The organism is Bacillus sp. HNG (assembly GCF_003400205.1).
Taxonomy (GTDB): Bacteria; Bacillota; Bacilli; order Bacillales; family Bacillaceae_L; genus Ferdinandcohnia.
Window position 1 is genome coordinate 1 of sequence record NZ_QUQV01000015.1, and the last position, 26,759, is coordinate 26,759.

Consider the following 26,759-nt stretch of genomic DNA (forward strand, 5'->3'; position numbering starts at 1 on the left):
GCACGCCGCCAGCGTTCATCCTGAGCCAGGATCAAACTCTCCAATAAGAGTATTGATTGCTCAATAAGTTTGTTACTTAGAATTAACGTTGACGCTTGTATTGTGTTCAGTTTTCAAAGAACTTTTTTTGGTTTATCGCTCAGAAGCGACTTTTTTAATATAACATGCTGACAAATTGCAGTCAACATTTTTTTAAAATTTTTTTTAAAATCAATCATCGTCATCGACGACGTTTATTAATATATCATCATCTAAATCGCATGTCAATAATCTATTTTCATTATTAAAAGAGGACCATATCTATGTAATATAATCCTCCCCACTTCATTTATCCCTTTTTACTATTTACCTTCTTTGAACGAATATACCTGCTGCATTCTGATGGTTCAGCAATTCTTTTAAATAAACGAAATAAGATTTGATATCTTTCTTCCATTGCTCTTTTTACGATATGGTCGATCCTTGCATCGCCCACATCAAATAGGATTTCGTCCATCTCTCTTTTTAGAAGGTATTCTAATTCTTTAACTTCCTTCTGATCAACTAATAATCCAATCATAGTTTCACCTCAAATTTATTGTAATTCTAGTTATTACCAGAATTAGTTATTTTATGAATCAATTTCCCCAAGAGTTTTACACATACAAATGCGGTGACAAGCATATTATTTTTACAGAAGATGTATTGGACAAGGAGGATAAAAATGAATTTTTTCTACATCCTGAGTAGCAAAAGGATTAAACAAACATTAATTATTCTTTTCGCTTCCTTATTTACAGCCAGTATTTTTTATATAGAGAAAGGCAATATTGCTCCTGTTTTTTCAACAGAAAATGGTCCACGTGTGATTTATACAGGAGAAAAAAGCGAAAAGACGGTTGCACTTACTTTTAATATTAGTTGGGGAGATACAAAGGCACTCCCAATTATCGACACCTTAAAAAAGGAAGGTGTCAAAAATGCAACATTCTTTCTTTCTGCTTCCTGGGCTGAGCGTCACCCACAGATTGTGGAACGGATAGTGAAGGATGGACATCAAATTGGCGTAAAAGGATATGATTATAAAAACTATACAGAATTAGAAGATGCCCAGATTAAAAAGGATATTTACAAGGCTCAGGATGCATTTAAAAAAATGGGGGTAAAAACCGTTTCATTCGTGCGAACGCCTGACGGAAATTTCGATTCAAGAGTTGTAAAGGTATTAGACTCTCTTGGATATACCCTTATTCATTGGAGCATAGATTCAAATGATTGGAACAATCCTGGAGTCGCAAAAATTACGAGCAATGTTTTAGATAAGGTAAAAGGCGGGGATATCATTTTATTCCACGCTTCAGATTCTGCCAAACAAACAGCTGAAGCTCTTCCTAGTGTCTTAAAAGGAATTAAGGCCAAAGGTCTCTCGTTTGTAACGGTTAGCGATATGCTTAATAACGCTGATGTAAAAAGTGAAGTGGTTGAATAAGAAATCGCCATTAAAAAAAGCTGATCCATTCGATCAGCTTTTTTGGTTTGTTATTTTTGGCAGTATTAATAGTTGATAGGCGTTGCAAATTAAAAGTGGATAAATCATTAAATACAACCAACTTGTATCATTCACTCGGATTGCAGGCATCCATTCAATCACAGACACAACAAACATAAAGAAGACCGCTGGAATAAATGCCTTGAAATTTGTTTGCTTGCTTTTCAAGTATGCAATGATTAATGAAAATACCAATATCAATATTGGTATCCATATATATGAAGAAATGCTTTCACCCTCAGTTGCAAATACCTTAAAACGGAAATAAATTAAATCAAAGAAAACAAAAGCAATTAACACTATCTGCGCTGGCGCCCATGCCCCTTTGAATAAACCAAGTCCAAAACGATGTACAGTAAGATAAGCAAAGAAGCCCATTTGGCTAATAATACTAAAAATAAATCCAGCACCAATAAACCAAAATACTACTAGAAGGATTTCAAAGACATCAGCTGCTAAAAATAATTCTTTATATTCACTCCATTTAACGGCAAATCCAAAAAAGATTGTGCTAATCGCACCTACTAGTAAGGTAGAAAGAAACAACCTTACCCAATTTCGACTTTTCACGACAAAATCCCCCACTCTATATATTCAAATATGATTGTACCAAAACGGAGGGGATGAATGCCAGTTTCTCACCATGTAATACGTGAATATTTTTTTACAAAAAAAGCATATTAACAAGTAAGGATCCCTTATGAAAGGAGCTTTAAGAAATGAAAAAAAGGATGTCGCTCCTCCTCATTTTAAGTTTGTTATTGGTTATTGTGGGGTGCGCCCCAGCAAATGTTGAACAAAATCGAATGGATTATGAAGAAACGAAAAAAATGGTTGTCGATATATTAAAAACAGATGATGGTAAAAAAGCGATCGAGGAGCTCATGCGGGATGAAAAATTGAAGCAGCACCTCGTCATGGATCAAATTGTCGTAAAAGATGCCATCCAGGAAACCCTTACCTCTGACAACGGGGTTGAATTTTGGAAAAAGACATTCGAGGATACGAAGTTTGTGGAAGAATACGCAAAAAGTATGAAAACGGAGCACGAAAAGCTCATTAAAGACTTAATGAAGGATCCGGATTATCAAAAAATGGTGATGGATATCTTAAAAAACCCTGAAATGGAACAACAATTTACAGATGTTCTTAAAAGTCAGGAATTCAGAAAGCATCTTCAAACGGTAATCAGTGAAACACTTGAGAGCCCATTATATAAAGCGAAGATTGAAGATATTCTCATAAAAGCTGCAGAAGACATGGAAAAACAAGAAAAAGCAAAAAAGGATGAAGGCCAAGGAAGCGGTAATAGCTAATTCATCAATAGATTAAAGACCCTCCAGATTATTCTGGTGGGTCTTTTGATTAAATTGCATCAATGACTCGTTTTGCAATTTCATTATAGATTTTTCCTGTAGGATGGTCTTCGTCATAAACAGATGGTGCAAAGTCGTCGTCATTCCAATCAGGCTGTCCCAATGGAATTTTACCTAATAAAGATGTTTGAAGCTCTTCAGCAAGCTTCTCCCCACCACCTTTACCAAATACATATTCCTTCTCACCTGTTACCTTGCTTTCAAAATAAGACATATTCTCGATGACACCTAGAATTTCATGCTCTGTTCGAAGCGCCATTGCACCCGCTCTGGCTGCTACAAAAGCAGCAGTTGGATGTGGTGTTGTGACAATAATCTCTTTACAATGTGGAAGCATCGTATGAACATCTAACGCTACATCACCTGTACCTGGAGGTAAGTCAAGCACCAGGTAATCAAGGTCTCCCCACTCAACTTCATTAAAGAAGTTATTCAACATTTTTCCAAGCATAGGGCCACGCCAGATAACTGGTGAATTATCTTCTACAAAGAAGCCCATCGAAATTACTTTTACCCCTTTTCTTTCTACAGGTATAATTTTTTCACCTCGAACGACAGGACGCTTTGTAATTCCCATCATGTCTGGAACGCTGAATCCATAGATATCTGCATCAATGATTCCAACCTTTTTTCCCAGTCTTGCTAATGATACGGCTAAGTTTACGGAAACGGTTGATTTACCAACCCCTCCCTTACCACTTGCAACAGCGATAAAGGTCGTTTGATTTACCGGAGATAATAAAGGAGCCGATCCCCCTGTTGATTCAGTCTTAAATTTGGCTAGGTCTTCTGGTGATAGGTCAGTAAAACGAAGACCTACAGATTCTGCCCCTGCTTGTTTTAATGCATTTACAATCGTGGTTTGAAGCTGAAGCTGCTCACCTGTACCAGTTTTAGATAGGGCAATTTTTATACTCACATGTTTCTTTTCTTCTTTTATTTTAATCTCTTGGATTGCATTCGTCTCTTCGAATGTTCTATGTAAGAATGGATCTTGCAATTGATATAATACTTCTCTTACTTGTTGCTCAGTTAACATTAAAACACCACCTAAGTTCTGTATTCGGTTTCACTCCTTTCTCATTATATCATACCTGTCCGAATTTACAGTGTGAGGAGTGTCATAGCATAGTAAAAAATACACGAAAATACCCACCTCTTATTCAGGTGGGTTTGATTCATTGGAAAAATATCGGTTAATTCCGGTATAGATGGAGGCTGCGACCTTGTCTTGGTATTTATCTTGTATTAATAGGGCTTTTTCCTCCGGGTTTGAAAGAAATCCTACTTCTACAAGGGCGCCCGGTTTCTTTGCGCTTTTTAATAAATACACACCATTAATCGCTTTTGCTTGACGTGTTGTATTTCCGAGATTGTTTCGAAGCTCATCTTGAATAAATTTAGCTACCTCTTCATTTTCCTTAAAGGTACTGAAGTAAAAAGTTTGCGCCCCTCTCCACCTTGGTGCAGGGATGGCATTTAAGTGAATACTTATAAATAAATCCGCATCTGATTCATTTATGATTTGAACACGTTTTTTCAAATCTTCTGTTTTTCGTCGACTGAGCCCTTTTGTTCCGTCCTGCGCTAAATCTGTATCTTCTTCCCTTAGCATTTGTACAAGGGCACCTTGCTGCTGCAAGTAATCGCGAAGTTTATAGGATATTTCAAGGGCAATGTCTTTTTCCTGGATGTCGCCGCTTTCAGCCCCTCCATCAGGTCCACCATGACCAGGGTCAATAATAATAAACTTCCCTGAAAGAGGTAAACTCCACGGGTCCCACACATCCTTATCCATGAATCGATATTGTATAAATATAAATAAAACAACAGCTCCTAAAAGGATGCTCGTAATTTTTAGTTTCTTATTCATCATTTACCTCCTGCATGTCCCTATTTAAACTATATGGGACAAGGAGAGTATATATGATTAAAATTTCTAATGCAATTTTAGCCGGTGTCTTTTTTCTCCTTTTTGGAATCCTTCCGTCCACCAATACGTAACATAGTACTCGCATGAATAGTAAAGAGACTCATTCACAAAGCCTTGGTCGCCAATATGACCCCAGTAGCATATGAACTCATATAATGCATCAATCAGGTTTTTTTCAAATCTATAACACCGCATTCTCACTTCTTCTATAGATTCACCGTAGTACCCGAATTTGCTATACTTCGCCCCTAATAGATATGCTTCTATCGCAACATCAATGCATCCTTCTTCAATCGCACTCCCTAGTATGGTGCCCATTCTAAAAAAGCTACCAAAGTTATCCACGACGCTCTTTTTAAGTTCCTCTAGCGAAAGCTCACGTAGCATTTTTCGTTCATACTTGATTTGCTTCTCTTTCCGCTTTTCCTTGAAGGTTGTAATTACATTCATAAAATAAGAAACCCCCTATCAGTGATTGTTCAAAAAGGAGGATGAAAAGGACCGCGTCGACAAGAGCGCCACATCCTGTGGCATTGTCGACACTAGCACGTCCTGTGCGTCGAAATTTCGAGGCAGTGCAGCTTTGAGTACCGGAGCGAGGCAACTGCTTGATTTAACATCCTTGTAGCCTTGCGCTGAGGAATTGGCATCCCAGAATAAACTAGTAGACGCAAGCGCATACCCCAGTTATTAACCCTGTTCTCGGAGCAATAATCGAAGAAATTCGATGTGTCATTTTCACCGGACTTTTTTGAACATCCCCTTTGACAGATAGTTTCCTACTGCATCTGTGTAAACATGCGTTGAACACAAACTACCTCCATTGCCAAATAAAACTATGCATACATGAAGGGGTTTTATTTGTAGGTTTAGTTCTTGATTGGGGAGATGGAGAAGACTCCGCTTCATTTTTGGGATGGTTTTACCTTTCATCGAGACCATGAAGAGGATTTCACTTAACTTATTGCACGGATTTGTCCATCACCAAATTTATGAAAAAGGCCCTCAATCCCCGATTGAGAGCCCACTTCTCTATATATCCGATGTCTTTAGACTTTCTGATGTTTTAGGTGATGAACTTTCTTTTTGTTTTCCAGCTAACCTCGCTATCTGCCAGCCAATGACCGTATGGACGACACCCATGATCAGAAATAATAGATAATCCCCAATCGGTTCCGGAAGCAAAAGATCCACGATTAACCACATTCCAGCCGACGAAGCACCAATAAAAGCACCGAGCATTGATTTTTGGATACGACTCATTTTCTACCCACCCCTTCAGGTTTGTTACCATACCTACATTCATCATATGTGGGTGAATTGCTCGAAATAACTTGAATTTTCGCGGAAGGTTGTCCGATATCCATGGTTTTCTCTAATTTTATCTCCTTTCTTATTGATTCTCATCCAAAAGTTGTAGATAAAATTCAAGCTTATTCCCGAAGAAGAATCTCCCAGTTGCCAGTATGCTTAAGTCATAAAGAACGTAAGGAGAGATTACGATGATGAAAAATAAAGTTGTAATGATTACTGGGGCATCTAAAGGATTAGGAAAAGCATTGACACTCGCTTTTGCCAAAGAAGGAGCTATGCTTTCAATTTGCGCGAGGACGGAAGAAAATTTATTAAAAGTAAAACGGGAAGCTGAACAATTAGGGGCAACGGTTCTTGCAGTAACCGCTGACGTTTCTAAGACGAGAGATGTGGAACGGTTTGTTGCTCTGACTGAAGAGAAATGTGGAAAGATCGATATTTTGATTAATAACGCCTCCATGTTAGGACCTAGCCCAATGCCTTTATTACTCGATTACCCGGAAGAAGATTTTATGGAGGTCTTAAAGGTAAATGCATTATCACCATTTTTAGTAACTAGAAGAGTTGTTGTCGGGATGCTTCAACGTAATCAAGGTTCCATTATTAATGTTACTTCAGAGGCTGGTCACATTGGTTATGCAGGCTGGGGAGCATATGGCGTATCAAAGTTTGCAGTTGAAGGTCTAACCGAAACATGGGCGGACGAATTAAGCGAGACTGGTGTTCGGATTAATATGGTTGACCCGGGAGAAATGGATACAGAAATGCACCAATTGGCTGTTCCAGATTGTGACTATTCTTTAGCAAAACCTGAGGATGTGGTCGATATCTTTTTATACCTTGCTTCTGATCAGGCCAAAGGGATCAATGGTAAACGATTGTCAGCTCAAGCTCATGAGGAGGTGTAAGAATGGTTGCAAAAGCCTTAGATTTTCATCTTCCAAATCAACTGAATGCATCCCACCCTCCTGAAAAACGTGGGATTAGAAGAGACCATGTCCGAATGATGGTGCTTGATCGGAGTTCAGGTAACATCAAGCATGACCGTTTCTTCCATTTACCACTTTATCTCCAAGCAGGAGATTTAGTCATTTTAAATAATAGCCGCACCATCCCCGCTGTTTTACATGCCGAATGGCATAGAAACAAGGTTCAATTGGCCACAAATACAGAGGTCAGACTGGCCAGACGCCGTGAGGATAATATATGGGAGGCGCTTATTGTTGAAACTCACGTAAAGATTGGTGATCGATTCATTTTTTCTCCTGAACTATTAGCAACAGTAATTGGCGTTAAAAAGAACTCACCTTTAAAAATGTTGAAGTTTACTAAAAAAGGATCTGACCTATTTAATATTATCTATACACTTGGTGAGCCGGTTCGATATGAATATATCGATTACCCATGGGCATTAGATTATTACCAAACGGTTTTTGCCAGCCATCCCGGTTCAGTAGAAATGCCCTCAGCTGGGAGGGCATTCAGTTGGGAACTTCTTTTTACCTTAATGCGCAGCGGAATACAGGTCGATTTTATTCAACTCCATACGGGTCTAAGTTACTTGCTTGATGATCAGTGGCATCAGACGCCGGAAGAGAACGAAGAAGAATATCACATTTCCGATAAGACCATGCAAAAGATACTTGAAACAAAAGCAGCCGGAAAGAAAGTTATTGCTGTTGGAACGACGGTAGTTCGAGCTCTTGAGAGCGCAGTAAAATTCGGTAACCTTTCAGGTGAAACAAATTTATACATTCATCGCGAATTTCCTTTGAAAATAGCCGATGGGATTATAACCGGATTTCATGAACCAAAGGCGAGCCATCTTGATATGCTGTCTGCGTTTATTTCTGAAAGGCATCTTCTCCGGGCTTATGACCAAGCGATTGACGCTAGATATTTATGGCATGAATTTGGAGACATGAATCTGATTATTTGATTGGGAGGTACAGTGATGAAACTTCATCATTGCGGACTTGAGGTTAGTAATCTTGAGGATTCCGTCAATTTTTATAAAAATCATTTAGGATTTGAGGAAGAGAAACGTCTTGTGTTAATGGGAGAAGAAATGGTTTTTTTAACTCTCGGAGAATTTAGATTAGAGTTAATCGCTAGTCATACGTTAAGTGCTCATATCTGTTTTGAAGTAAGTAATCTTGATAGGATCTTACCTATGCTTACGGGTCTTCGAAAAGTCGAAGGCCCCTATCAACTTGATAATGGTTGGCAGACAGTCTTTTATGAAGGGCCTAGTAAAGAATTACTCGAGTTTTTGCAGACTACAAAAAATCCAAAGTCTGAAAATTAGAAATAGGCTATAATAAAAGCAGATCATACAGTGGAGGGAAAGTCATGTCTGCCCAAGATAGATTTGAAGAAATCAGCATTTTAAAGGAAATAGCTGAACTGTTAAATGAAGGAACAGACACACATACTGTTTTAGCATGCGTTTTGAATAAACTACTCCAGGTAACAGGACTGCAAACTGGTTGGATATTTTTAATAGATGAGCACGGTAAGCACCATCTTATTGCTGACGAAGCACTTCCCCCTGCATTAGCAACTGACCAAAAGCGACGGATGTGCAATGGCACTTGCTGGTGTGTAAATAAGTACAATAACCAACAACTTAATAAGGCAACCAATATTATTGAATGTAAAAGAATTGAAGATGCCCTTAAGGACAATGCCGGTGAAACATGTGGCTTGACGCATCACGCAACCGTCCCGCTCCGTGCTGGACAAGAGCGATTTGGAATCTTAAATGTGGGAGCACCCCATAAAACTTATTTTGAAAAAAATGAACTTGCCTTGCTTGAAGCCGTGGCCTATCAAATTGGAACGGCGTTAAAACGTATCAAATTGACTCAACGCGAGCAAGAAACTGCACTTGTTGCTGAACGGAATCGGTTGGCACGGGATCTTCATGATTCGGTTAATCAGCTTCTATTTTCCCTAAGCCTTACTGCTAGAGCCGGCGTAGAAATGACTGATAGCACCGAAGTTAAACAAACGTTCACCTTTATACAAGATATGGCTCAAGAAGCTCTTGGTGAAATGAGAGCCCTCATCTGGCAGCTGCGCCCTTCTGGTCTAGAAAATGGACTCGTAAGTGCCCTACGAAGCTTCGCTGAAATGCTCGGTCTATCGATTGATACAAAGGTGATAGGTGCAGCAACGATTCCCGGAAAAGTAGAGGAAGCATTGTGGCGCATCGGGCAGGAAGCATTGGCGAATTGTAAAAAGCATTCACAGACTACGGAAGTCGTTTTGCATTTTCAAGCTTCTGAAGCTGAAGTGAAAATGAAGATAAAGGATACGGGCTGCGGATTCCACTATGAAGAAAACATCGAAATCCCGTCACTGGGATTACGAAACATGAAAACTCGGACTGAAAGTTTGAACGGGACCTTTCTTCTTCAAAGTAAACCTGGAAGTGGGACAGAAATAGAGATTCACATTCCGTTTTAGGGGGCGTATATAGTGAGTATAAAAATAGTAGTAGTTGATGACCATCATGTTGTCAGACGAGGCCTTGTCTTTTTTCTCCGAACCCAAAAAGGCTTAGAAATTGTCGGGGAAGCAGCTAATGGAATAGAAGCGATTGAATTAGCAAAATCGTTACAGCCAGATCTCATCTTAATGGATTTGGTGATGCCAGAAATGGACGGCATTGAAGCAACAAGGATCATCAAAAAGAAACTACCTGAAATAAAAATAATGATGCTTACCAGCTTTTCAGATCAAGACCATGTCATCCCCGCTCTAGAAGCAGGTGCTTCCGGCTACCAATTAAAAGACATTGAACCGGATGATCTTGTCATATCCATCAAAAAAATAATGGGCGGTGAAAACCAGCTTCACCCAAAAGCAACTTCACACCTACTGGCCAGCTTAAATCGAAGTCAGGCAAGAAACGCGCTAGAAGAACTTACGAATCGAGAGTTAGATGTATTAAAGGAAATTGCCAAAGGAAAAAGCAACAAGGAGATCGCTATTTCCTTATTCATCACCGAAAAAACAGTTAAGACGCATGTTTCTAATCTTTTGGGTAAGCTTGAATTGACTGATCGAACACAAGCCGCTCTTTATGCTGTGAAACATAAATTAGTGGACTAAAAGCGGATGTAATGAGAATTCTTCATCCGCTTTTAACATGGAAAAAAGACCCTCAACTAATGGTTGAGAGTCTTTGTAGTATGCTTTTTAGCTTTAAGCTAGTGCCTTTTCAACTTCATCCTTTAATTGCGCAGCATCAAGCTCAACAGGGAATTGGAATTCCTTCTCATTAACAAAAACAGTTGGTACCATTTTAACCTGACGTTTAATCGCTTCAGCAGTAATTTTTAAACTGATGTCAATTGTATCTGGTTCCTCTTTTAACCCATACTGTTCTGTTAACATTTTTTTAATAGAGTGACTATCTGACTCACTCCATTCACTTTGTTTTTTAAATAGGTCTTTCATAATCTCGTAAATGCGTTCTGGTTCATTGTAGTCAAAAAACAAATTAGCTAACGTACCATATAACAGCATTTCACGTGGTTTGTCATAATGTTTTATAACATATTGTACCTGGTCATTTTTAATATAAGGAGCTAGAACTTCATCCGCTATTTCAAAAAAGGTTGCACAATAGGGACATGCTAGATTTAAAAAGACTTCAACCTTTACAGGTGCCTCTGTACTGCCATAACTTAAAAATGCATTTTCCACTACCTTTGTCATCTGAAACCCTCCATTATTCGATGTTATCTGGAATCATTGCTTCGTCTACATTTGTAGCTTCTTCAACACTTACTTCCGTTTCTAGTAGACCTGCTTCATAGAACGTATCTGCTAATTGTTGTTGACTAGTAATGATCGCTTCATCTATTTTCTCAACACCAAATATACGTCGATCATTGGCTTGTTGGATTGGCTCAATTTCTAAACCTAATTCAGCTGATAAAATCTTGGAAACTTCCTGCTTATTTTCGTTTGCCCATTGATTGGATTTCTGTAATTCCTCTAAAATCGTTTTGATGACATCTGGTTTTTTAGCTAAAAACTCTTCAGATGCAAAATAGAATGTACGGTTCTCAGTTAAATCAGAACCATCCACAATGGTACGAGTTTCTACTTTATTCTCAACAATTGCTAAATATGGATCCCATGTGCCGTATACATCAAACTGATCAGTTGTAAATGCTGATAAACCTTCAGCAGCATCTTTATAAAATCTAATTTCGACTTCATCTAAGGAAATACCCGCTTTTTCTAATGCTACTAATAATAAGTAGTGTTGATTACCACCTTTAGTAACACCAATTGTTTTTCCTTTTAAATCTTCTACTGTTTTAATATCAGAGTCAGCCTTTGCAACTAATGCAACGCCTTTTGGGTATGGTGCTTCAGACGCAATATAATGCAATGGGTGACCACCCGCTTGCATGAATACAGCATTACCATCAGATGCGTGCCCAAAATCGATATTATTAGTGTTCAATGCTTCTAATAATACTGTTCCTGTCGGAAATACCTTCCACTCAATGGTATACCCTTCTTTGCTTAATGCTTCATCTAAATTACCATGTTCTTTTAAAATGTTTAATGTGTTTCCTCTTTGATAGCCAATTCGAATGACTTCTTTTTCACCGCTATCACCATTTTTTGAATCACCATCAGTTGAAGTTCCACCGCTAGAATCATTACCACAAGCAGCTAAAATGAATAAAAATAATACAGATACTAAAATTAAGAATGACTTTTTCATTTTGTTACCCCCCTAAAATTTCGTCTAATATCTTTTTCTCATAAAATGTAAATTTGTCATCTCGTTCACGAGGTCTTGGTAAATCTATTGGTTGATCTAATTGGATGACCCCTTTGTCGATGACAATAACACGATCTGCTAAACGGACAGCTTCCGTCACATCATGAGTGACTAGAAGAGATGTGAATTTCTGCTGTTGCCAAAGCCCCTCAATTAAATTTTGCATTTCAATACGTGTAAGTGCATCAAGTGCACCAAGTGGCTCATCAAATAGTAAAATATCAGGATTGCTTGCCAATGCACGTGCTAGAGCAATACGTTGTTTTTGTCCACCTGATAATTGGTCGGGCCAATCATTTTTCTTTTCAATCAATCCAACCTTCTCAAGTGATTCTGTTGCGACCTCTTTATTCACCGCACCGAGATTAATATTATTGAGAATGCTTTTCCACGGAATTAGCCGATCGTCTTGAAACATGACACGGATTTTAGGTTCCTTATCTTCCTCCCCTGAGAACGATAATTCTCCTCTCGAAATCTCTTCTAACTTTGCGATTATTCGTAGCAGTGTACTTTTTCCACAGCCGCTTCGTCCCACGATGGCAGTGAAGCTTCCTTGTTCAATAGATAGATTAATATCTCGTAAGACTTCATTTTCACCGTAACTTTTCGCGACATTCTTTAGCTCAATATTAAACATCGTACCACCCCCATCTAATTTCAATTATTTTTTCTGTTATAGGATGGATTCCATTTTAATAAACGATTTTCAAAAACCTTCGCAATAAAATCGGATAACTTACCTAAAATTGCATAAAGCACAATCGTTAAGACAACGATATCCATTTGCATAAATTCACGAGCAGTCGTTGCCAAAAAGCCAATTCCAGAATTAGCCCCAATTGTTTCAGCGACAATTAGCGATATCCAAGTAACTCCTAGCGCATAGCGAATTCCAACCAAAATGGATGGTAAGGATCCTGGTAAGATGATGTTCGTAAATAGCTTCCATCTTGATAATCCATAAACAGACCCCATCTCAATTAACTTATGATCGACATTTTTAATACCATTAAATGTATTTATGTAAATCGGGAACATCACCCCAAGTGCTACTAGAAAGATTTTTGCACTTTCATCAATGCCAAACCATAAAATAACAAGCGGAATTAACGCCAAATGAGGGATTGTCCGTACCATTTGGATGGTGGTATCAACTGTTTTTTCAAAAAAGAGAATCGTGCCGTTTAAAAGACCAAAAACAAAACCAACAATTCCACCAATTAAAAAACCAATTAGCGCACGTTGTGTACTAATTAAAACATGTTCTTGTAATTCCCCAGTTTTAAATAACCGAATCGCTGCTTGTATAACCTCCAATGGGGTAGGCAATATCGATGAGGCAATAATCTTGTATTGACCAAATATCTGCCAAATTACAACAAGGACAATTGGCAATACCCAAGGGACAAATTGATTGTCATACCATCTGATGTTTTTCTTCACTTTCTCACCTACTTCTCTAAATGGATGTAATACAACGATTTAAATTATAATTATTCCTATCGGTTTTGTAAACATTAAAGCATTACTGTTTTTTAAAAATTAATTGTATTAAAAATAAAGTGTTCTCGCATAAAAAAAGACCCCCAACCAATCGGTTAAGAGTCTCTCGATAATCGCATATATTAAGTTTCATCGTTATTATCGTAGTTCCTTTAAGCGTGGAGTGTTCTTCAGCTCCTGGATGGTCAATGCTCCAATTCCGAACAGCGTCATACGAAGTTCCATTTCTCGGATATCCATCACTTCAAGAACATCTTCCGCACTTTGTGTTGCTTCTTTTAGGATGGATCGTCCAAATCCAACTAGGTCAGCGCCTAACGCAATTGCCTTGGCTGCGTCCAGTCCGTTCATGATTCCTCCACTGGCAATCAACGGACAGCCTCCGCCTCTTTCGCGTACCAACCTAATCGATTCTGACGTCGGAATCCCCCATTCACTGAATGCCTCTGCAGCCACCTGCTTTATCCTGTCTTTAGCACGGAACTTTTCCACCTGACTCCAGGAAGTCCCTCCTGCACCAGCCACATCAATAAATGCAACTCCTGCATTGATTAATTTATTCGCCGTCTCACCATCAATTCCCCATCCAACTTCCTTGACTCCAACTGGAACCTCCAACGAACTGCAAAGGTGTTCTATCTTCTTTAATAACCCTTTAAAATTCGTATCTCCATTTTCCTGAATCACTTCCTGAATACTGTTCAAGTGGAGAACGAGCATATCTGCTTCAGTCATTTCAATAATCTTTCTACATTCCTCAACGCCAAATCCGTAATTGAACTGCACAGCACCTAAGTTAGCAATGATCGGGATACTCGGTGCATACTTCCTCATTAGAAAGGAGGAGGCATGCCCTTCGCTGTCAAGCAGTGCACGAGTGGAGCCGAGGGCAAGCGCCCATCCTCTTTCTTCAGCAGCTTCAGCCAAATTTCGATTGATTGTTTCAGCAAGGGCTGTCCCACCCGTCATGGAACTAATAAGAAACGGTGTTTTGCATTCAAATCCTAGGAATTCTGTTTTTGTGGAAATCTCGTCAAAATCAATTTCGGGAAGTGCATTATGGACGAACGTAAGTGTCTCTAATCCAGTCGTAATTGATTCCCCCGTAACCTTTTCATTCAAGGTTATTTTAATATGTTGCGACTTTCTTTGCTCGATTGAGTTGGACATTACCAACACCTGCCCTTTTATCAAAATTCGTAAAGGACGGCAGAACCTGCATTTTGAACCCCTGTATGTACAAGAATTAGTTAGTTTGCACTTCTTCCACCGTTTGTTCTACCTCTGCACGCGACATTTTTTCTCGGCCCTCTTTCAACGCTTTTAACGTTTTATGAGCTAATGCAAGAGGTAGACGACAGAATAATATAATGCTTCTCTTATTAAGAGATTTCATATATTGATCTGCCTTAGCAAGATTTTCTTCTGCATATTTAAATAGTTCCGCCCGATTCCAGCCCTCAGGAACAAAGCTTACTCCACGTTCATCCAAATCTTCCTTCTGGTTACGTAATATATTTACGGCTTGAAGCCCGCGTCCATAACCGATAGCAAGATCTCGATCTGTTTTTTCTTCACCATAGAGTTCCCACAGATCCGAAAGCATAACCCCCACAAGTCCTGCAACGTAATATGTATAGTCATCCAAATCTTCACGTGTCCGGATATTCCAATTAGCCTTCGCCCATTTTGCCATACCACATGCCATTTCATATGCAGCGTTCGTGACGATTGGCAGGGCATCCTTTGGACAGGCTTGTAGCCATTCCTCTAAACGAAGTGACACTTCGGGTAGTTGTTCTTTAGTCGGTCCTAGTATTCTTAAATATTCCTCATTATTAAATGGCCGTTTAAATAAATCGCCAACTTGCATTAAGATTGTATATTTTGCATCATTGTCTATTTCTTCATGATCTTCTATTTCATCAATTGCTCGAAATACTAAATAAGCAGACGCAACTGAATACTTTAATTCCTTCTGCAAAAAAGTAATCGGAATATAAAATGTACGACTCGTTTCTTTTAGCATCCGCATTGCATCTTTAGGAAACCCACTCATTGTCCCTTACCTCCCATATCAAAACCATCCATACTTAACATCGTAACTCATTAAGACATGATAGAACAAACAAAAAATCGGATATACCTTAGATATCAGATAAACTTCCGCTTCTTGTTATGTTTCAAAAACATTCAGATAAAACAGTTTCAAATAAACCTTATTATGTTACAGGATTTCTCTTTTAACATCCATTATACCTAACATTAGACCCATTGCGCGAATGAAAGAACTTCCAAATGATATGTTGATCGGGACTACATCTAACTAAAAAAGGGCTGCTCTCCAATGAACACCGAACTCAATGATATTGAACCTTCCATGCAAGCTCCTATTTACCATTGCCCACTATCTCTTACAATTACAAAAAAGACCCCCAACCAAAAGGTTGAGAGTCTTTGATAATCCCAAATTAACGCTTTGAGAACTGAGGTGCACGACGAGCGCCTTTAAGACCGTATTTTTTACGTTCTTTCATACGAGCGTCACGAGTTAATAGTCCAGCTGATTTTAAAGTTGGACGGAATTCAGGATCAGCTTGTAGTAACGCACGAGCGATACCGTGGCGGATTGCGCCTGCTTGACCTGTGTAACCACCACCATTTACGTTAACAAGAACGTCATAACGTCCTACAGTTTCAGTAGCAGCTAGAGGTTGTTTAACAACTTCTCTTAAAGCTTCGAATGGAATATACTCTGCAATGTCACGACCGTTGATTACAATGCGTCCGTCGCCAGGAACTAAACGTACACGTGCAACAGAGCTTTTACGACGACCAGTGCCATAATATTGTACCTGTGCCAAATTAATACCCTCCTTAATAATTAACCGCGAAGTTCGTAAACTTCAGGTTGTTGTGCTTGATGTGGATGTTCGCTTCCAGCATAAACGTGCAATTTTTTGTACATTTGACGACCAAGTGAGCCTTTTGGAAGCATTCCTTTAATCGCAAGTTCAAGCATTTTTGTTGGATAGTTTGTGCGCATTTCTAATGCAGTTCTTGATTTTAATCCGCCTGGGAATTGGCTATGACGGTAGTAAATTTTATCGTTTAATTTATTACCTGTTAATTCGATTTTTTCAGCATTGATAATGATCACATTATCACCAGTGTCAACATGTGGTGTGAAAGTTGGTTTGTGTTTTCCACGAAGTAGTGTTGCAACTTCAGTTGATAAACGACCTAAAGTTTTGCCTGCAGCATCTACAACATACCATTTGCGCTCTATATTATTAGCATTAGCCATAAATGTTGTACGCATGAGTTTCCCTCCTAATTTTACTAACGTTTCATATTGTATTTAATCACGATTAAAGTTCCGGGGCTTTAACGTGGGGTTTAAATATCATACCTAAAATATAATATAACTTTCAGGGTGTAATGTCAAGGAAATGTTACACCAGGATTAGTTGTTATGGTATTTTTTTTGTTTCCTATTCCTGCCATCCCTCATAAAATACTTGCCATAGGTATAATCCGTGACCTGGAGCGGTCTTTCCTGCTAGTGACCGGTCTTTTCCAGTCAAAATAGACGGCATCATCTTGGCCTCTTTTTGCCCACTTCCAACCTCTAGTAAAGTACCTACAATAATTCTTACCATATTATACAAAAAGCCATTTCCAATGAACGAAAAAATGAGTTCGTTGTCATGTTTTTCCAATTTAATTTGGTAAATGGTACGAACCTTATCTTGTACTTCTGTCTTTGATGCACAAAAACTCGTAAAATCATGTGTTCCTACAAGAAGTGCGGCAGCTTCTTTCATCGCATCAAGATTAAGTGGATAGGGATAATGATAAGTATATTGCCGTTTAAAAACGCAAGGCTCTTCACTGATCCATAATCGATAGCGGTATTCTTTCGCTTTCACATCAAATCGCGCATGAAAATCAGGCTCGACAATTTCCACCGAACGTACACGAATGTCATCGGGGAGCATTGAATTCAAAGCTTTTTTCCACCCTTCTACAGGAATCGATAATGGTGAATCAAAATGAACAACCTGTCCAAAAGCATGAACAGTTGCATCCGTTCGACCGGATGCGACAATTTTCATCTGTGCCCCTTTATGCATTTTTTGTAACGCATGTTCAAAATCCGATTGAACGGTTCGTTTATTCGGTTGTACCTGGTATCCTGAAAACTGGGTTCCATCATACGATATGATGCACTTGTACCGATTCATCTTTTCCCTCTTTATCCACGTAATAAAAATAATACGACTGCTGTTACAAATAGCAACACAAGCATAAGTGTATCAAGACCACGCCACTGTAATAGACGCAGCTTGGTTCTTCCTTCCCCACCGCGATAGCCTCTTGCTTCCATCGCGATTGCGAGTTCCTCTGCTCGTTTAAAGGAACTGATAAACAAAGGAATTAATAAAGGAACAACCGCCTTCATGCGATCCTTAATTGGACCACTCGTAAATTCGACTCCCCTTGCAGCCTGCGCCTTCATTATCTTCTCTGTTTCTTGCATTAATGTCGGAATAAATCGAAGTGAAATCGACATCATTAGTGCAAGTTCATGTGTAGGTAGACCGATTTTTTTAAAGGGTGCTAATAAACTTTCCATGCCATCCGTAATCTCAATTGGCGTACTTGTTAATGTTAATATGGTGGTCATCATAATTAAATATAATAACCGTAATGAGATAAAAATCCCCTGTTTCACTCCACCCTCATACACTTTAAGCCACCCAAAATCAAATAAGAGGTCTCCTTCTTTTGTTAAAAAGATATGAAGAAAGAATGTAAAAAGGATGACCCACAAGATTGGTTTTAATCCTGACAAAATGTAGCGTAAGGGAACCTTTGTTAATAAAACAATCGTTAATGTGTAGATGCCTAATAATGCGTAGGTAAGAACTGAATTTGCGATAAAAACAATAAACACATAAAAGAAAATTAATAATAGCTTTGCCCTTGGGTCCATTCTATGAAGGGGGGAGTTTCCTGGTATATAGCGACCTATAATGATATTCATTGACGGTTCCCCTCCCCTTTAATAGCTGCGCCGACATAACGGACAATTTCATCTACTGATAAACTAGCCGTACGAGGGATAGTGATTCCTAATTTATCTTCAAGCAACCCTTTGAGTCTTACTGCTTCAGGAACGTCTAATCCGAGATGCAGAACCTGCTCAGGGTTTGAGAAAATCTCAACAGGACTTCCTTGAAATTTAATGGTTCCCTTTTCCATCACCAGAATCTGATCGGCATAACGGGAAGCATCCTCCATACTATGGGTTACAAGAACTGTAGTTAGACCTCTTTCTTTATGGAGTTTATAAAACATCTCCATAATTTCAAAACGTCCTCGTGGATCGAGTCCTGCAGTTGGCTCGTCCAAAACTAGCACCTGTGGATTCATAGCTAGGATTCCAGCAATCGCAACTCGTCTCATTTGCCCACCACTTAGATCAAACGGAGATTTTGTTAAATATTCCTCTGAAAGACCTACCATCTTAATTGTCTGTTTTGCTCTTTCCTTTGCTTCCTCTAATGGCACACCAAAGTTTAAGGGGCCAAAACAAATGTCTTTCTCAACTGTTTCTTCAAACAACTGGTGTTCAGGAAATTGAAAGACTACCCCAACATTCTTTCGAAGTGGCTTAAGATTTTTTTCTTTTTGCTTTGAGGTGATTGTACGGTAACCAATCGTAATTGAGCCAGAAGTTGGTTGTAGGAGACCATTTAAATGCTGCAAAATAGTCGACTTGCCAGAACCTGTATGACCAATAATCGCGGTGTATGAACCGGATTTTATTTCTGCATTCACATCATATAATGCTAGTCTTTCAAAAGGTGAACGAATCTGGTAGCGATGCTCTAATTTTTCGATTGTAATGTCCATAACTCATTCACCAAACTTTCTTCTGTTATATGATTCTTAGAAAGAGGAACACCAATCGCTCGTAGTTTTTTAGATACTTTTACAGAAAAAGGTAAATCTAGCCCTATTTCTACAAGTTTATCATCTAAAGCAAAAATTTCCTCAGGCTTCCCTTCTGCAAATAACTGCCCCTGGTTCATGACAATTATTCGATCGGCCCTTGCAGCTTCCTCAAGATCATGGGTAATTGACATAACCGTGATTTGACTTTCACTTTTGATTTCCCTGATCGTTTCTAACACCTCTGTACGTCCGATAGGGTCTAACATCGAAGTGGCTTCATCCAAGATGATTAAATCAGGCTGAACGGCAAGAACACCTGCAATTGCTACCCTTTGCTTTTGACCACCTGAGAGCTGATGTGGCTCATGCTCAAGAAACTCTCGCATTTTAACTAGGTCAATCACTCTTTCTATTCGAGACACCATCGTTTCGCGTGGAATCCCGTTGTTTTCCATACCAAAGGCAATATCATCTTTTACAGTGGTTCCAACGAATTGGTTATCAGGATTCTGAAACACCATGCCGATTTTTCTTCGTATGTCCCAAATAGACTCATCATTTAGCTGTACCCCTTCAATCGTTACAGTTCCTGTTTGTGGTAACAACAAACCGTTTAGGATTCGAGCTAATGTAGATTTCCCTGAGCCATTATGACCAACAATCGCAAGCCATTCTCCTTTTCGAACAGAGAATGATAGATTTTCCAAAGCGAGTCTTGTGCTCTCTGCATATTTATAGCTTATCTGATCAACAACTAAAAGGTTTTCACTCATTCTCATCCCTCACTAAAATCAAATGCGCTCGGCATTTTACCAGTACTGAATAACATTATTTCCATAGAAATAAAATCTTTTCTCGTCTCAACTTACTACCTTCCAAATTATTCGTTTCTTCCTTTTCTGTCAAGGGAATAAGAACGTGTTATTCCAATATTTCAGGAGAAGTTTGTTTATATTGTGTGTATTCAATAAGGAGAGCAAAATGCTATTTGTAGATAATTCTATCTTTTTCGAAAAATAATAAACATAAAATAAAAAGGGCTTAGACCAGTTTATAAAACTGTCCCGCCCTATCAAAAGTAAAAATTAAACTAATTCAATGATAACCATTGGTGCACCGTCACCACGACGAGGTCCAAGTTTCATGATACGAGTGTATCCACCTTGGCGCTCTTCATAACGAGTTGCGATGTCACTGAATAATTTTTGAAGCGCATCTTGACCAGACTCTTCGTTTGCTACTTCGTTACGGATGTAAGATGCAGCTTGACGACGAGCGTGTAGGTCACCACGCTTACCTAATGTAATCATTTTTTCTACAACTGATTTTAATTCCTTCGCACGAGCCTCAGTAGTTTCGATACGCTCGTTGATGATTAAGTCAGTAGTAAGGTCACGTAATAACGCCTTACGTTGCGCGCTTGTACGTCCTAATTTTTGGTATGACATGAGGTATTCCCTCCTTTGTTGAATTATTATGAAAGACAAAGCATTAGATAACTAGGCTCTTGTAACAAGTATGACCGTACGCAATGAGAAAAGTTGCCTTTAATTCAAAACAAGTCAGTCATCTTTACGTAAGCCTAAACCAAGCTCTTCTAGTTTAGCCTTAACTTCTTCTAAAGATTTACGACCAAGGTTACGTACCTTCATCATATCTTCTTCAGTTTTATGAGCAAGCTCTTGAACCGTATTGATTCCTGCTCTCTTTAAACAGTTATATGAACGAACTGAGAGATCCAATTCTTCAATTGTCATCTCGAGGACTTTCTCTTTTTGATCCTCTTCTTTTTCAACCATAATTTCTGCATTTTGAGCTTCATCTGTTAATCCTACAAAAATATTTAAATGTTCTGTTAGGATTTTCGCACCTAGTGCAATCGCTTCTTTCGGACCAGTACTGCCGTCTGTCCAAACATCAAAAGTCAGTTTGTCAAAGTTCGCGACCTGTCCAACACGTGTCTTTTCCACTTGGTAATTAACACGTTCAACCGGAGTATAGATTGAATCAATCGGAATTACACCAATTGGTCGATCTTCACGCTTGTTTGCATCAGCTGGAGTATATCCTCGCCCACGCTTCGCAGTAAATCTCACACGAAAATGTGCGTCCTTAGCAAGTGTTGCAATGTGTAGATCTGGGTTTAAGATTTCAACATCACTGTCATGTGTGATGTCAGAAGCTTTTACCGGACCTTCACCTTGAACATCTATCTCAAGTGTCTTCTCTTCATCAGAGTAGATTTTAAGAGCTAATTTCTTCACATTTAAGATAATAGATGTTACATCTTCGACGACGCCTTCAATTGTTGAGAACTCATGCAGTACCCCATCTATTTGGATAGACGTTACAGCGGCACCAGGAAGAGAAGATAATAGGATACGACGTAAGGAGTTACCCAAAGTAGTTCCATATCCACGCTCAAGTGGCTCGACGACGAATTTACCGTATTTGGCATCTTCGCTGATTTCAACCGTTTCGATTTTTGGTTTTTCAATTTCGATCATTTATAAACCCTCCTTCAAAACGTCGAAACCTCGGCTAGACCATGATCATTGACGTCTAACCGAAATTCCCAATAGTTAAGTTCCCTATCTGTGCACAACAACAACTCAATTCATTCTGTAAAGAACTTATAAACAAAACATGGCGATTCGTAAAAATTTATCTCACTCACGCCGTTGTTACACTTATAAGAATAAAAAAGTTTATCAAAACCCATTAATCCATTATAGCCATGGATCATAAATCTTATACAGAAAAAGATGAAATACGTCCTGTCGTATTTGTATGAATGTTACACACGACGACGTTTTGGTGGGCGACAACCGTTATGTGGTACTGGAGTAACATCTTTAATAGCTGTAACTTCAAGACCAGCAGCTTGAAGAGCACGAATTGCAGCTTCACGTCCTGCGCCAGGGCCTTTTACAGTTACTTCAAGAGTTCTCATACCATGCTCCATTGAAGCTTTAGCAGCTGTTTCAGCAGCCATTTGTGCAGCGAATGGAGTAGATTTACGTGAACCTTTGAAACCAAGTGCACCAGCACTTGACCAAGAGATTGCATTTCCGTGTGCATCTGTAATTGTTACGATCGTATTGTTGAATGTTGAACGGATGTGTGCAACACCAGATTCAATATTCTTTTTTACACGACGTTTACGAGTATTCGTTTTACGTGCCATTTATCCATTACCTCCCTTACTATTTCTTCTTGTTTGCTACAGTACGACGAGGTCCTTTACGTGTACGAGCGTTATTTTTAGTGTTTTGGCCTCTTACAGGTAATCCACGACGATGACGCAGACCACGGTAAGAACCGATTTCGATTAAACGTTTGATGTTAAGTGAAACTTCACGACGAAGGTCACCTTCTACTTTATAACGGTCAACGATATCACGAATTTTGTTTAATTCGTCTTCAGTTAGATCACGAACTCGTGTATCTTCAGAAACACCAGCTTCTGCTAGAATTTTTTGTGCAGTTGGACGTCCAATTCCGAAAATATATGTTAAAGATATTACTACACGTTTTTCACGTGGAATATCAACACCAGCAATACGTGCCATATAGACGTACACCTCCTTATTTATTAGCCTTGTTTTTGTTTATGTTTTGGGTTTTCACAAATTACCATTACTTTACCTTTTCTACGAATAACCTTGCACTTTTCGCAGATAGGTTTAACTGATGGTCTCACTTTCATTTTTCAAACCTCCTTGATAGTTCGGAGCGCATTTATTTAAAACGGTACGTAATCCTACCGCGAGTCAAGTCATATGGTGATAATTCAACCGTAACCTTGTCTCCAGGTAAAATACGAATAAAGTGCATGCGAATTTTACCAGAAACATGGGCCAAAACAGTATGACCATTCTCTAATTCAACTTTAAACATTGCATTAGGTAATGTCTCTGCAACAGTACCTTCAACTTCAATTACATCGTCTTTCGCCATTGGAATAGTTCTCCCTTCTTCAAATCAGTAACTTGCTCATTGACAAACATCGACACACACTCATAATCCTTTACGTTTGCCATCGACCAGTTTTTATTAATACTGCTCTGAACTTCCGGAGATACGTAATCAAAAATTAGATGAATGTTATTCTAATGAATAGGGTTTGTGCCTTACAATTTTGTTAAGATCTCATACCCTGTTTCTGTAATAGCAATCGTATGTTCAAAATGCGCACACGTTTTGCCATCGACTGTTACAACAGTCCAGTTATCTGCTAACGTCTTCACGTATCGACTACCTGCATTTACCATCGGTTCAACGGCAAGTACCATTCCTGGTTTTAAACGAGGTCCTTTATTTGGAGGACCGTAATGTGGAATTTGTGGCTCCTCATGTAATTCTTTGCCTACACCGTGACCTACATACTCTCGAACAATCGAAAAATCATGGGTCTCGACATAAACTTGGATTGCATGAGAAATATTTGAAAGACGCACACCAGGTTTTGCTTCTTCTAATCCTTGATAAAGGGCATTCTTCGTTACTTCAAGAAGTTGTTGATTTACCGGTGAAATTGTACCTACCGGATAAGTCCAAGCTGAGTCACCATGATAACCATTGTACTTAGCACCGATATCGATACTTATAATATCGCCATCTTGTAAGACACGATCACCTGGTATACCATGTACCAGCTCTTCATTAACAGAAGTACAGACACTACCGCGAAAACCATTATACCCTTTAAAAGAAGGAATTGCATCATATCCACGAATAAACTTTTCAGCAATTGTATCCAGTTCTTTCGTTGAAATCCCTGGAGCAATATATTTTTGTAATTCTTGGTGTGTCAATGCGACGATCTTACCAGCCTCGCGCATAATTTCAATCTCTCTTGGCGATTTGCAAATAATCATCTACTTTAATCCCCCAAGGAGCTCCTCTACATCACCAAAAACTTTATTAATTTCTTGTTGTCCATCAATATTGCGAAGATAGCCTTTTTCCTGATAAAAGTCAAGAAGTGGCTTAGATTGCTCTATATTTACTTGAAGACGAGTTCCAACTGTCTCCGCATTATCATCAGCACGTTGATATAGCTCTCCACCACATTTATCGCAAGTCCCTTCCTGGCTAGGAGGGTTGAATACTAAGTGGTAAGTAGCACCACACTCCTTACAAATTCGACGACCTGTTAATCTCTCAAGTAAAATAGCAGAATCAACTTCTATGTTAATAACATAATCGATTTTTTTCTCGAGATCAGTAAGGATTACCTCAAGCGCTTCTGCTTGCGGAACTGTACGTGGAAATCCATCAAGTAAAAATCCTTGGTTGCAATCGTCCTTGCTTAATCGTTCACGGACAATTCCGATCGTAACTTCATCAGGAACAAGCTCGCCTTTATCCATAAAAGATTTTGCTTGCAGTCCTAGTTCTGTTCCATCTTTTATTGCAGCACGGAACATATCTCCTGTTGAGATATGAGGGATATTGTACTTTTCTACGATTTTTTCGGCTTGAGTACCTTTACCAGCACCCGGTAGCCCCATTAATACTAAGTTCAAGTGATTTGCCCCCTCAGCCTCTTATCTTAGAGGTGCTGGGAAAAAACATTCCCAGACCTTATTTGATAAATCCTTTATAATGACGTTTTACAAGCTGACTTTCAAGCTGCTTCATTGTCTCAAGTGCAACACCCACAACAATAAGCAAGCTAGTTCCACCAATTTGTGCAGACTGCGGTAAATTCGCAAAAGTTATAAAGAATACAGGAAGAACAGAAATTGCTGCTAAGAAAATAGAACCAACAAAAGTTAAGCGATACAGAATTTTTGTTACATATTCTTGCGTGTTTCTTCCTGGGCGAATCCCTGGAATGTAGCCGCCTTGCTTTTTCAAATTATCTGCCATTTGCTCAGGATTAACTTGAACAAATGTGTAGAAATATGTGAACGCAATGATTAGCGCGATATATATAATCATCCCAACTGGTTGGGTATAATCAAAATATTTTTGAATCCATTCAGTTACCGCATTAGGACCGAAAAACGATGCAATCGTTGGTGGTGTGATAATGAAGGAAACTGCAAAGATTACAGGAATAACACCAGCCGCATTTACTTTTAACGGTAAATGTGTGGAGTGTCCTCCAACCGGGCTATTAGCAGCTAACCGCTTTGCATATTGAATTGGAATTTTACGTAAAGCTTGTTGTACAAATATTACACCTACAACAACAGCTATAATAGCAATTAGCAATAAAACAACAGTAATGATACTTAGAAATAATTGATCCCCTGCATCTTCAAATTGTTGAATATAGATTTGATTTACAGCTGTAGGAATACCGGCAACAATACCCGCGAAAATGATAATTGAAATTCCGTTCCCAACGCCCTTCGCTGTAATTTGTTCACCTAACCACATTAAAAATGCAGTTCCAGCAGTTAACACAACAGCAATTAATAAATACGTTCCGATACTAGGGTTTTCAATTAACATACCATTTGACATATTGTTAAATCCGTATGACATACCTAATGCTTGGATAAACCCAAGCACGATCGTTCCATAGCGAGTAAACTGTGCTAATTTACGACGTCCAACTTCTCCTTGCTTGGACCATTCCGTAAATTTAGGAACAACGTCCATTTGCAACAACTGTATGATAATTGAAGCAGTGATATAAGGCATGATACCCATCGCAAGGATTGAGAAGTTAAACAATGCTCCACCACCAAATGTATTTAAAAGGCCGAACGCTGTATTGCTATCAGTTGCTTTTAGAACGTCGGCATTTACATTTGGTACTGGAATAAAGGTGCCGATTCGAAATACTACTAACATAAGTAAGGTGAATATAATCTTGTTTCTTATATCACCAACGCGCATAAAATTGGAGATTGTTTGAAACATTAAATCACCTCAGTTTTTCCGCCAGCAGCTTCAATCGCTTGTTGAGCAGTAGAGGAGAATTTGTGAGCTCTAACTGTTAGCTTTTTATCAAGAGTACCTTTTCCAAGGATCTTTACTCCAGCATTCAGTTTACTTACAACACCAGTCTCAATTAAAAGTTCAGGTGTTACTTCTGTTCCGTCTTCAAAACGATTTAATGTTTCTAAGTTAACAATTGCAAAGTCTTTGCGATTGATGTTTGTGAAACCACGTTTTGGTAAACGTTGGAATAAAGGCATTTGACCACCTTCAAAACCAGGACGTACACCGCCACCTGAACGTGAGTTTTGACCTTTATGACCTCTACCAGCAGTTTTACCATTACCTGAACCAGTTCCACGTCCAACACGATTACGTGTTTTACGAGATCCTTCAGTTGCTTGTAATTCATGAAGTTTCATT

The 26,759-nt window shown here is 38.9% G+C and carries 35 protein-coding genes; 7 read left to right on the plus strand and 28 right to left on the minus strand.

Annotated elements, in window-relative coordinates:
* Positions 1–328: 328 nt before the first annotated feature.
* Positions 329–559 carry a hypothetical protein gene (locus tag DZB84_RS20040; RefSeq protein ID WP_116354098.1) on the minus strand — a complete coding sequence of 77 codons (231 nt, stop codon included), beginning with the start codon at positions 557–559 and terminating at the stop codon, positions 329–331.
* Between the two features lie 144 nt (positions 560–703).
* Here DZB84_RS20040 and pdaB point away from each other — a divergent pair, with 144 nt between their 5' ends.
* Positions 704–1,468: a polysaccharide deacetylase family sporulation protein PdaB gene (gene pdaB / locus DZB84_RS20045; RefSeq protein ID WP_116354099.1), complete on the plus strand. Its 765-nt coding sequence runs from the start codon at positions 704–706 to the stop codon at positions 1,466–1,468.
* A 33-nt stretch (positions 1,469–1,501) separates the two neighbouring features.
* Here pdaB and DZB84_RS20050 read toward each other — a convergent pair whose 3' ends face one another.
* Positions 1,502–2,098: a KinB-signaling pathway activation protein gene (locus DZB84_RS20050; RefSeq protein ID WP_116354100.1), complete on the minus strand. Its 597-nt coding sequence runs from the start codon at positions 2,096–2,098 to the stop codon at positions 1,502–1,504.
* A gap of 149 nt (positions 2,099–2,247) precedes the next feature.
* Between DZB84_RS20050 and gerD the strand changes: the two genes are divergently transcribed.
* Positions 2,248–2,844, plus strand: coding sequence for a spore germination lipoprotein GerD (gene gerD / locus DZB84_RS20055; protein WP_116354101.1), 597 nt, complete (start codon positions 2,248–2,250; stop codon positions 2,842–2,844).
* 49 nt (positions 2,845–2,893) lie between these two features.
* Here gerD and DZB84_RS20060 read toward each other — a convergent pair whose 3' ends face one another.
* From DZB84_RS20060 to DZB84_RS20075, 4 genes are all read right to left on the minus strand, one after another.
* Positions 2,894–3,943 carry an Mrp/NBP35 family ATP-binding protein gene (locus tag DZB84_RS20060; protein WP_116354102.1) on the minus strand — a complete coding sequence of 350 codons (1,050 nt, stop codon included), beginning with the start codon at positions 3,941–3,943 and terminating at the stop codon, positions 2,894–2,896.
* Positions 3,944–4,063: 120 nt separating this feature from the next.
* Positions 4,064–4,777, minus strand: coding sequence for an N-acetylmuramoyl-L-alanine amidase CwlD (gene cwlD, locus DZB84_RS20065; protein ID WP_116354103.1), 714 nt, complete (start codon positions 4,775–4,777; stop codon positions 4,064–4,066).
* 66 nt (positions 4,778–4,843) lie between these two features.
* Entirely contained in the window at positions 4,844–5,287 is a 444-nt protein-coding gene (locus tag DZB84_RS20070) for a YbaK family protein (RefSeq protein WP_116354104.1), read from the minus strand.
* Positions 5,288–5,869: 582 nt separating this feature from the next.
* Positions 5,870–6,100: a hypothetical protein gene (locus DZB84_RS20075; RefSeq protein ID WP_116354105.1), complete on the minus strand. Its 231-nt coding sequence runs from the start codon at positions 6,098–6,100 to the stop codon at positions 5,870–5,872.
* A 239-nt stretch (positions 6,101–6,339) separates the two neighbouring features.
* Here DZB84_RS20075 and DZB84_RS20080 point away from each other — a divergent pair, with 239 nt between their 5' ends.
* Genes DZB84_RS20080 through DZB84_RS20100 form a run of 5 tightly spaced genes read left to right on the plus strand, consistent with a single transcriptional unit; the run spans position 6,340 to position 10,270 of the window.
* On the plus strand, positions 6,340–7,059 hold the full coding sequence (locus DZB84_RS20080; RefSeq protein ID WP_116354106.1) for an SDR family NAD(P)-dependent oxidoreductase: 720 nt from the start codon (positions 6,340–6,342) through the stop codon (positions 7,057–7,059).
* Positions 7,060–7,061: 2 nt separating this feature from the next.
* Positions 7,062–8,090, plus strand: coding sequence for an S-adenosylmethionine:tRNA ribosyltransferase-isomerase (locus DZB84_RS20085; protein WP_116354107.1), 1,029 nt, complete (start codon positions 7,062–7,064; stop codon positions 8,088–8,090).
* A 15-nt stretch (positions 8,091–8,105) separates the two neighbouring features.
* A complete protein-coding gene (locus tag DZB84_RS20090; RefSeq protein ID WP_116354108.1) occupies positions 8,106–8,459 on the plus strand; it encodes a VOC family protein in 354 nt (117 codons plus the stop codon).
* Positions 8,460–8,503: 44 nt separating this feature from the next.
* Positions 8,504–9,622: a GAF domain-containing sensor histidine kinase gene (locus tag DZB84_RS20095; protein WP_116354109.1), complete on the plus strand. Its 1,119-nt coding sequence runs from the start codon at positions 8,504–8,506 to the stop codon at positions 9,620–9,622.
* A 12-nt stretch (positions 9,623–9,634) separates the two neighbouring features.
* Entirely contained in the window at positions 9,635–10,270 is a 636-nt protein-coding gene (locus DZB84_RS20100; RefSeq protein WP_116354110.1) for a response regulator, read from the plus strand.
* 93 nt (positions 10,271–10,363) lie between these two features.
* Here DZB84_RS20100 and DZB84_RS20105 read toward each other — a convergent pair whose 3' ends face one another.
* From DZB84_RS20105 to rplO, 22 genes are all read right to left on the minus strand, one after another.
* On the minus strand, positions 10,364–10,879 hold the full coding sequence (locus DZB84_RS20105) for a thioredoxin domain-containing protein (RefSeq protein WP_116354111.1): 516 nt from the start codon (positions 10,877–10,879) through the stop codon (positions 10,364–10,366).
* Between the two features lie 13 nt (positions 10,880–10,892).
* Positions 10,893–11,906: an aliphatic sulfonate ABC transporter substrate-binding protein gene (locus tag DZB84_RS20110; protein ID WP_116354112.1), complete on the minus strand. Its 1,014-nt coding sequence runs from the start codon at positions 11,904–11,906 to the stop codon at positions 10,893–10,895.
* Between the two features lie 4 nt (positions 11,907–11,910).
* On the minus strand, positions 11,911–12,606 hold the full coding sequence (locus DZB84_RS20115) for an ABC transporter ATP-binding protein (RefSeq protein ID WP_116354113.1): 696 nt from the start codon (positions 12,604–12,606) through the stop codon (positions 11,911–11,913).
* 20 nt (positions 12,607–12,626) lie between these two features.
* On the minus strand, positions 12,627–13,412 hold the full coding sequence (locus tag DZB84_RS20120; protein ID WP_116354114.1) for an ABC transporter permease subunit: 786 nt from the start codon (positions 13,410–13,412) through the stop codon (positions 12,627–12,629).
* Between the two features lie 198 nt (positions 13,413–13,610).
* Positions 13,611–14,642 (minus strand): type 2 isopentenyl-diphosphate Delta-isomerase, encoded by a 1,032-nt coding sequence (gene fni, locus DZB84_RS20125; RefSeq protein ID WP_116354115.1) that lies wholly within the window; start codon positions 14,640–14,642, stop codon positions 13,611–13,613.
* Between the two features lie 76 nt (positions 14,643–14,718).
* Entirely contained in the window at positions 14,719–15,531 is an 813-nt protein-coding gene (locus tag DZB84_RS20130) for a squalene/phytoene synthase family protein (RefSeq protein WP_116354116.1), read from the minus strand.
* Positions 15,532–15,943: 412 nt separating this feature from the next.
* Positions 15,944–16,336, minus strand: coding sequence for a 30S ribosomal protein S9 (gene rpsI / locus DZB84_RS20135; protein WP_116354117.1), 393 nt, complete (start codon positions 16,334–16,336; stop codon positions 15,944–15,946).
* Between the two features lie 20 nt (positions 16,337–16,356).
* On the minus strand, positions 16,357–16,794 hold the full coding sequence (gene rplM / locus DZB84_RS20140) for a 50S ribosomal protein L13 (RefSeq protein ID WP_116354118.1): 438 nt from the start codon (positions 16,792–16,794) through the stop codon (positions 16,357–16,359).
* A gap of 172 nt (positions 16,795–16,966) precedes the next feature.
* On the minus strand, positions 16,967–17,719 hold the full coding sequence (gene truA / locus DZB84_RS20145) for a tRNA pseudouridine(38-40) synthase TruA (protein ID WP_116354119.1): 753 nt from the start codon (positions 17,717–17,719) through the stop codon (positions 16,967–16,969).
* An 11-nt stretch (positions 17,720–17,730) separates the two neighbouring features.
* Positions 17,731–18,522 carry an energy-coupling factor transporter transmembrane component T family protein gene (locus tag DZB84_RS20150; RefSeq protein ID WP_116354120.1) on the minus strand — a complete coding sequence of 264 codons (792 nt, stop codon included), beginning with the start codon at positions 18,520–18,522 and terminating at the stop codon, positions 17,731–17,733.
* Positions 18,519–19,394: an energy-coupling factor ABC transporter ATP-binding protein gene (locus tag DZB84_RS20155; protein ID WP_116354121.1), complete on the minus strand. Its 876-nt coding sequence runs from the start codon at positions 19,392–19,394 to the stop codon at positions 18,519–18,521. The genes DZB84_RS20150 and DZB84_RS20155 overlap by 4 nt, the downstream gene beginning before the upstream one ends.
* On the minus strand, positions 19,370–20,209 hold the full coding sequence (locus DZB84_RS20160; RefSeq protein WP_116354122.1) for an energy-coupling factor ABC transporter ATP-binding protein: 840 nt from the start codon (positions 20,207–20,209) through the stop codon (positions 19,370–19,372). Before DZB84_RS20160 ends, DZB84_RS20155 begins: the two co-directional genes overlap by 25 nt.
* Positions 20,210–20,521: 312 nt before the next feature.
* Positions 20,522–20,884, minus strand: coding sequence for a 50S ribosomal protein L17 (gene rplQ, locus DZB84_RS20165; RefSeq protein ID WP_116354123.1), 363 nt, complete (start codon positions 20,882–20,884; stop codon positions 20,522–20,524).
* A gap of 114 nt (positions 20,885–20,998) precedes the next feature.
* Positions 20,999–21,943, minus strand: coding sequence for a DNA-directed RNA polymerase subunit alpha (locus tag DZB84_RS20170; RefSeq protein WP_116354124.1), 945 nt, complete (start codon positions 21,941–21,943; stop codon positions 20,999–21,001).
* Positions 21,944–22,233: 290 nt separating this feature from the next.
* Positions 22,234–22,623 (minus strand): 30S ribosomal protein S11, encoded by a 390-nt coding sequence (rpsK, locus tag DZB84_RS20175; RefSeq protein ID WP_099352759.1) that lies wholly within the window; start codon positions 22,621–22,623, stop codon positions 22,234–22,236.
* Positions 22,624–22,642: 19 nt separating this feature from the next.
* Positions 22,643–23,008, minus strand: a complete 366-nt coding sequence (rpsM, locus tag DZB84_RS20180; RefSeq protein WP_010285107.1) for a 30S ribosomal protein S13 — start codon at positions 23,006–23,008, stop codon at positions 22,643–22,645.
* 23 nt (positions 23,009–23,031) lie between these two features.
* Entirely contained in the window at positions 23,032–23,145 is a 114-nt protein-coding gene (gene rpmJ, locus DZB84_RS20185) for a 50S ribosomal protein L36 (protein WP_003156543.1), read from the minus strand.
* Between the two features lie 32 nt (positions 23,146–23,177).
* Positions 23,178–23,396 (minus strand): translation initiation factor IF-1, encoded by a 219-nt coding sequence (gene infA / locus DZB84_RS20190; protein ID WP_010285101.1) that lies wholly within the window; start codon positions 23,394–23,396, stop codon positions 23,178–23,180.
* 173 nt (positions 23,397–23,569) lie between these two features.
* A complete protein-coding gene (gene map, locus DZB84_RS20195; RefSeq protein WP_116354125.1) occupies positions 23,570–24,316 on the minus strand; it encodes a type I methionyl aminopeptidase in 747 nt (248 codons plus the stop codon).
* Positions 24,317–24,967 carry an adenylate kinase gene (locus DZB84_RS20200; protein ID WP_116354126.1) on the minus strand — a complete coding sequence of 217 codons (651 nt, stop codon included), beginning with the start codon at positions 24,965–24,967 and terminating at the stop codon, positions 24,317–24,319.
* A gap of 58 nt (positions 24,968–25,025) precedes the next feature.
* Positions 25,026–26,318, minus strand: coding sequence for a preprotein translocase subunit SecY (gene secY / locus DZB84_RS20205; RefSeq protein ID WP_116354127.1), 1,293 nt, complete (start codon positions 26,316–26,318; stop codon positions 25,026–25,028).
* Positions 26,318–26,758, minus strand: coding sequence for a 50S ribosomal protein L15 (gene rplO, locus DZB84_RS20210; protein ID WP_116354128.1), 441 nt, complete (start codon positions 26,756–26,758; stop codon positions 26,318–26,320). Before rplO ends, secY begins: the two co-directional genes overlap by 1 nt.
* Position 26,759: the final 1 nt, after the last annotated feature.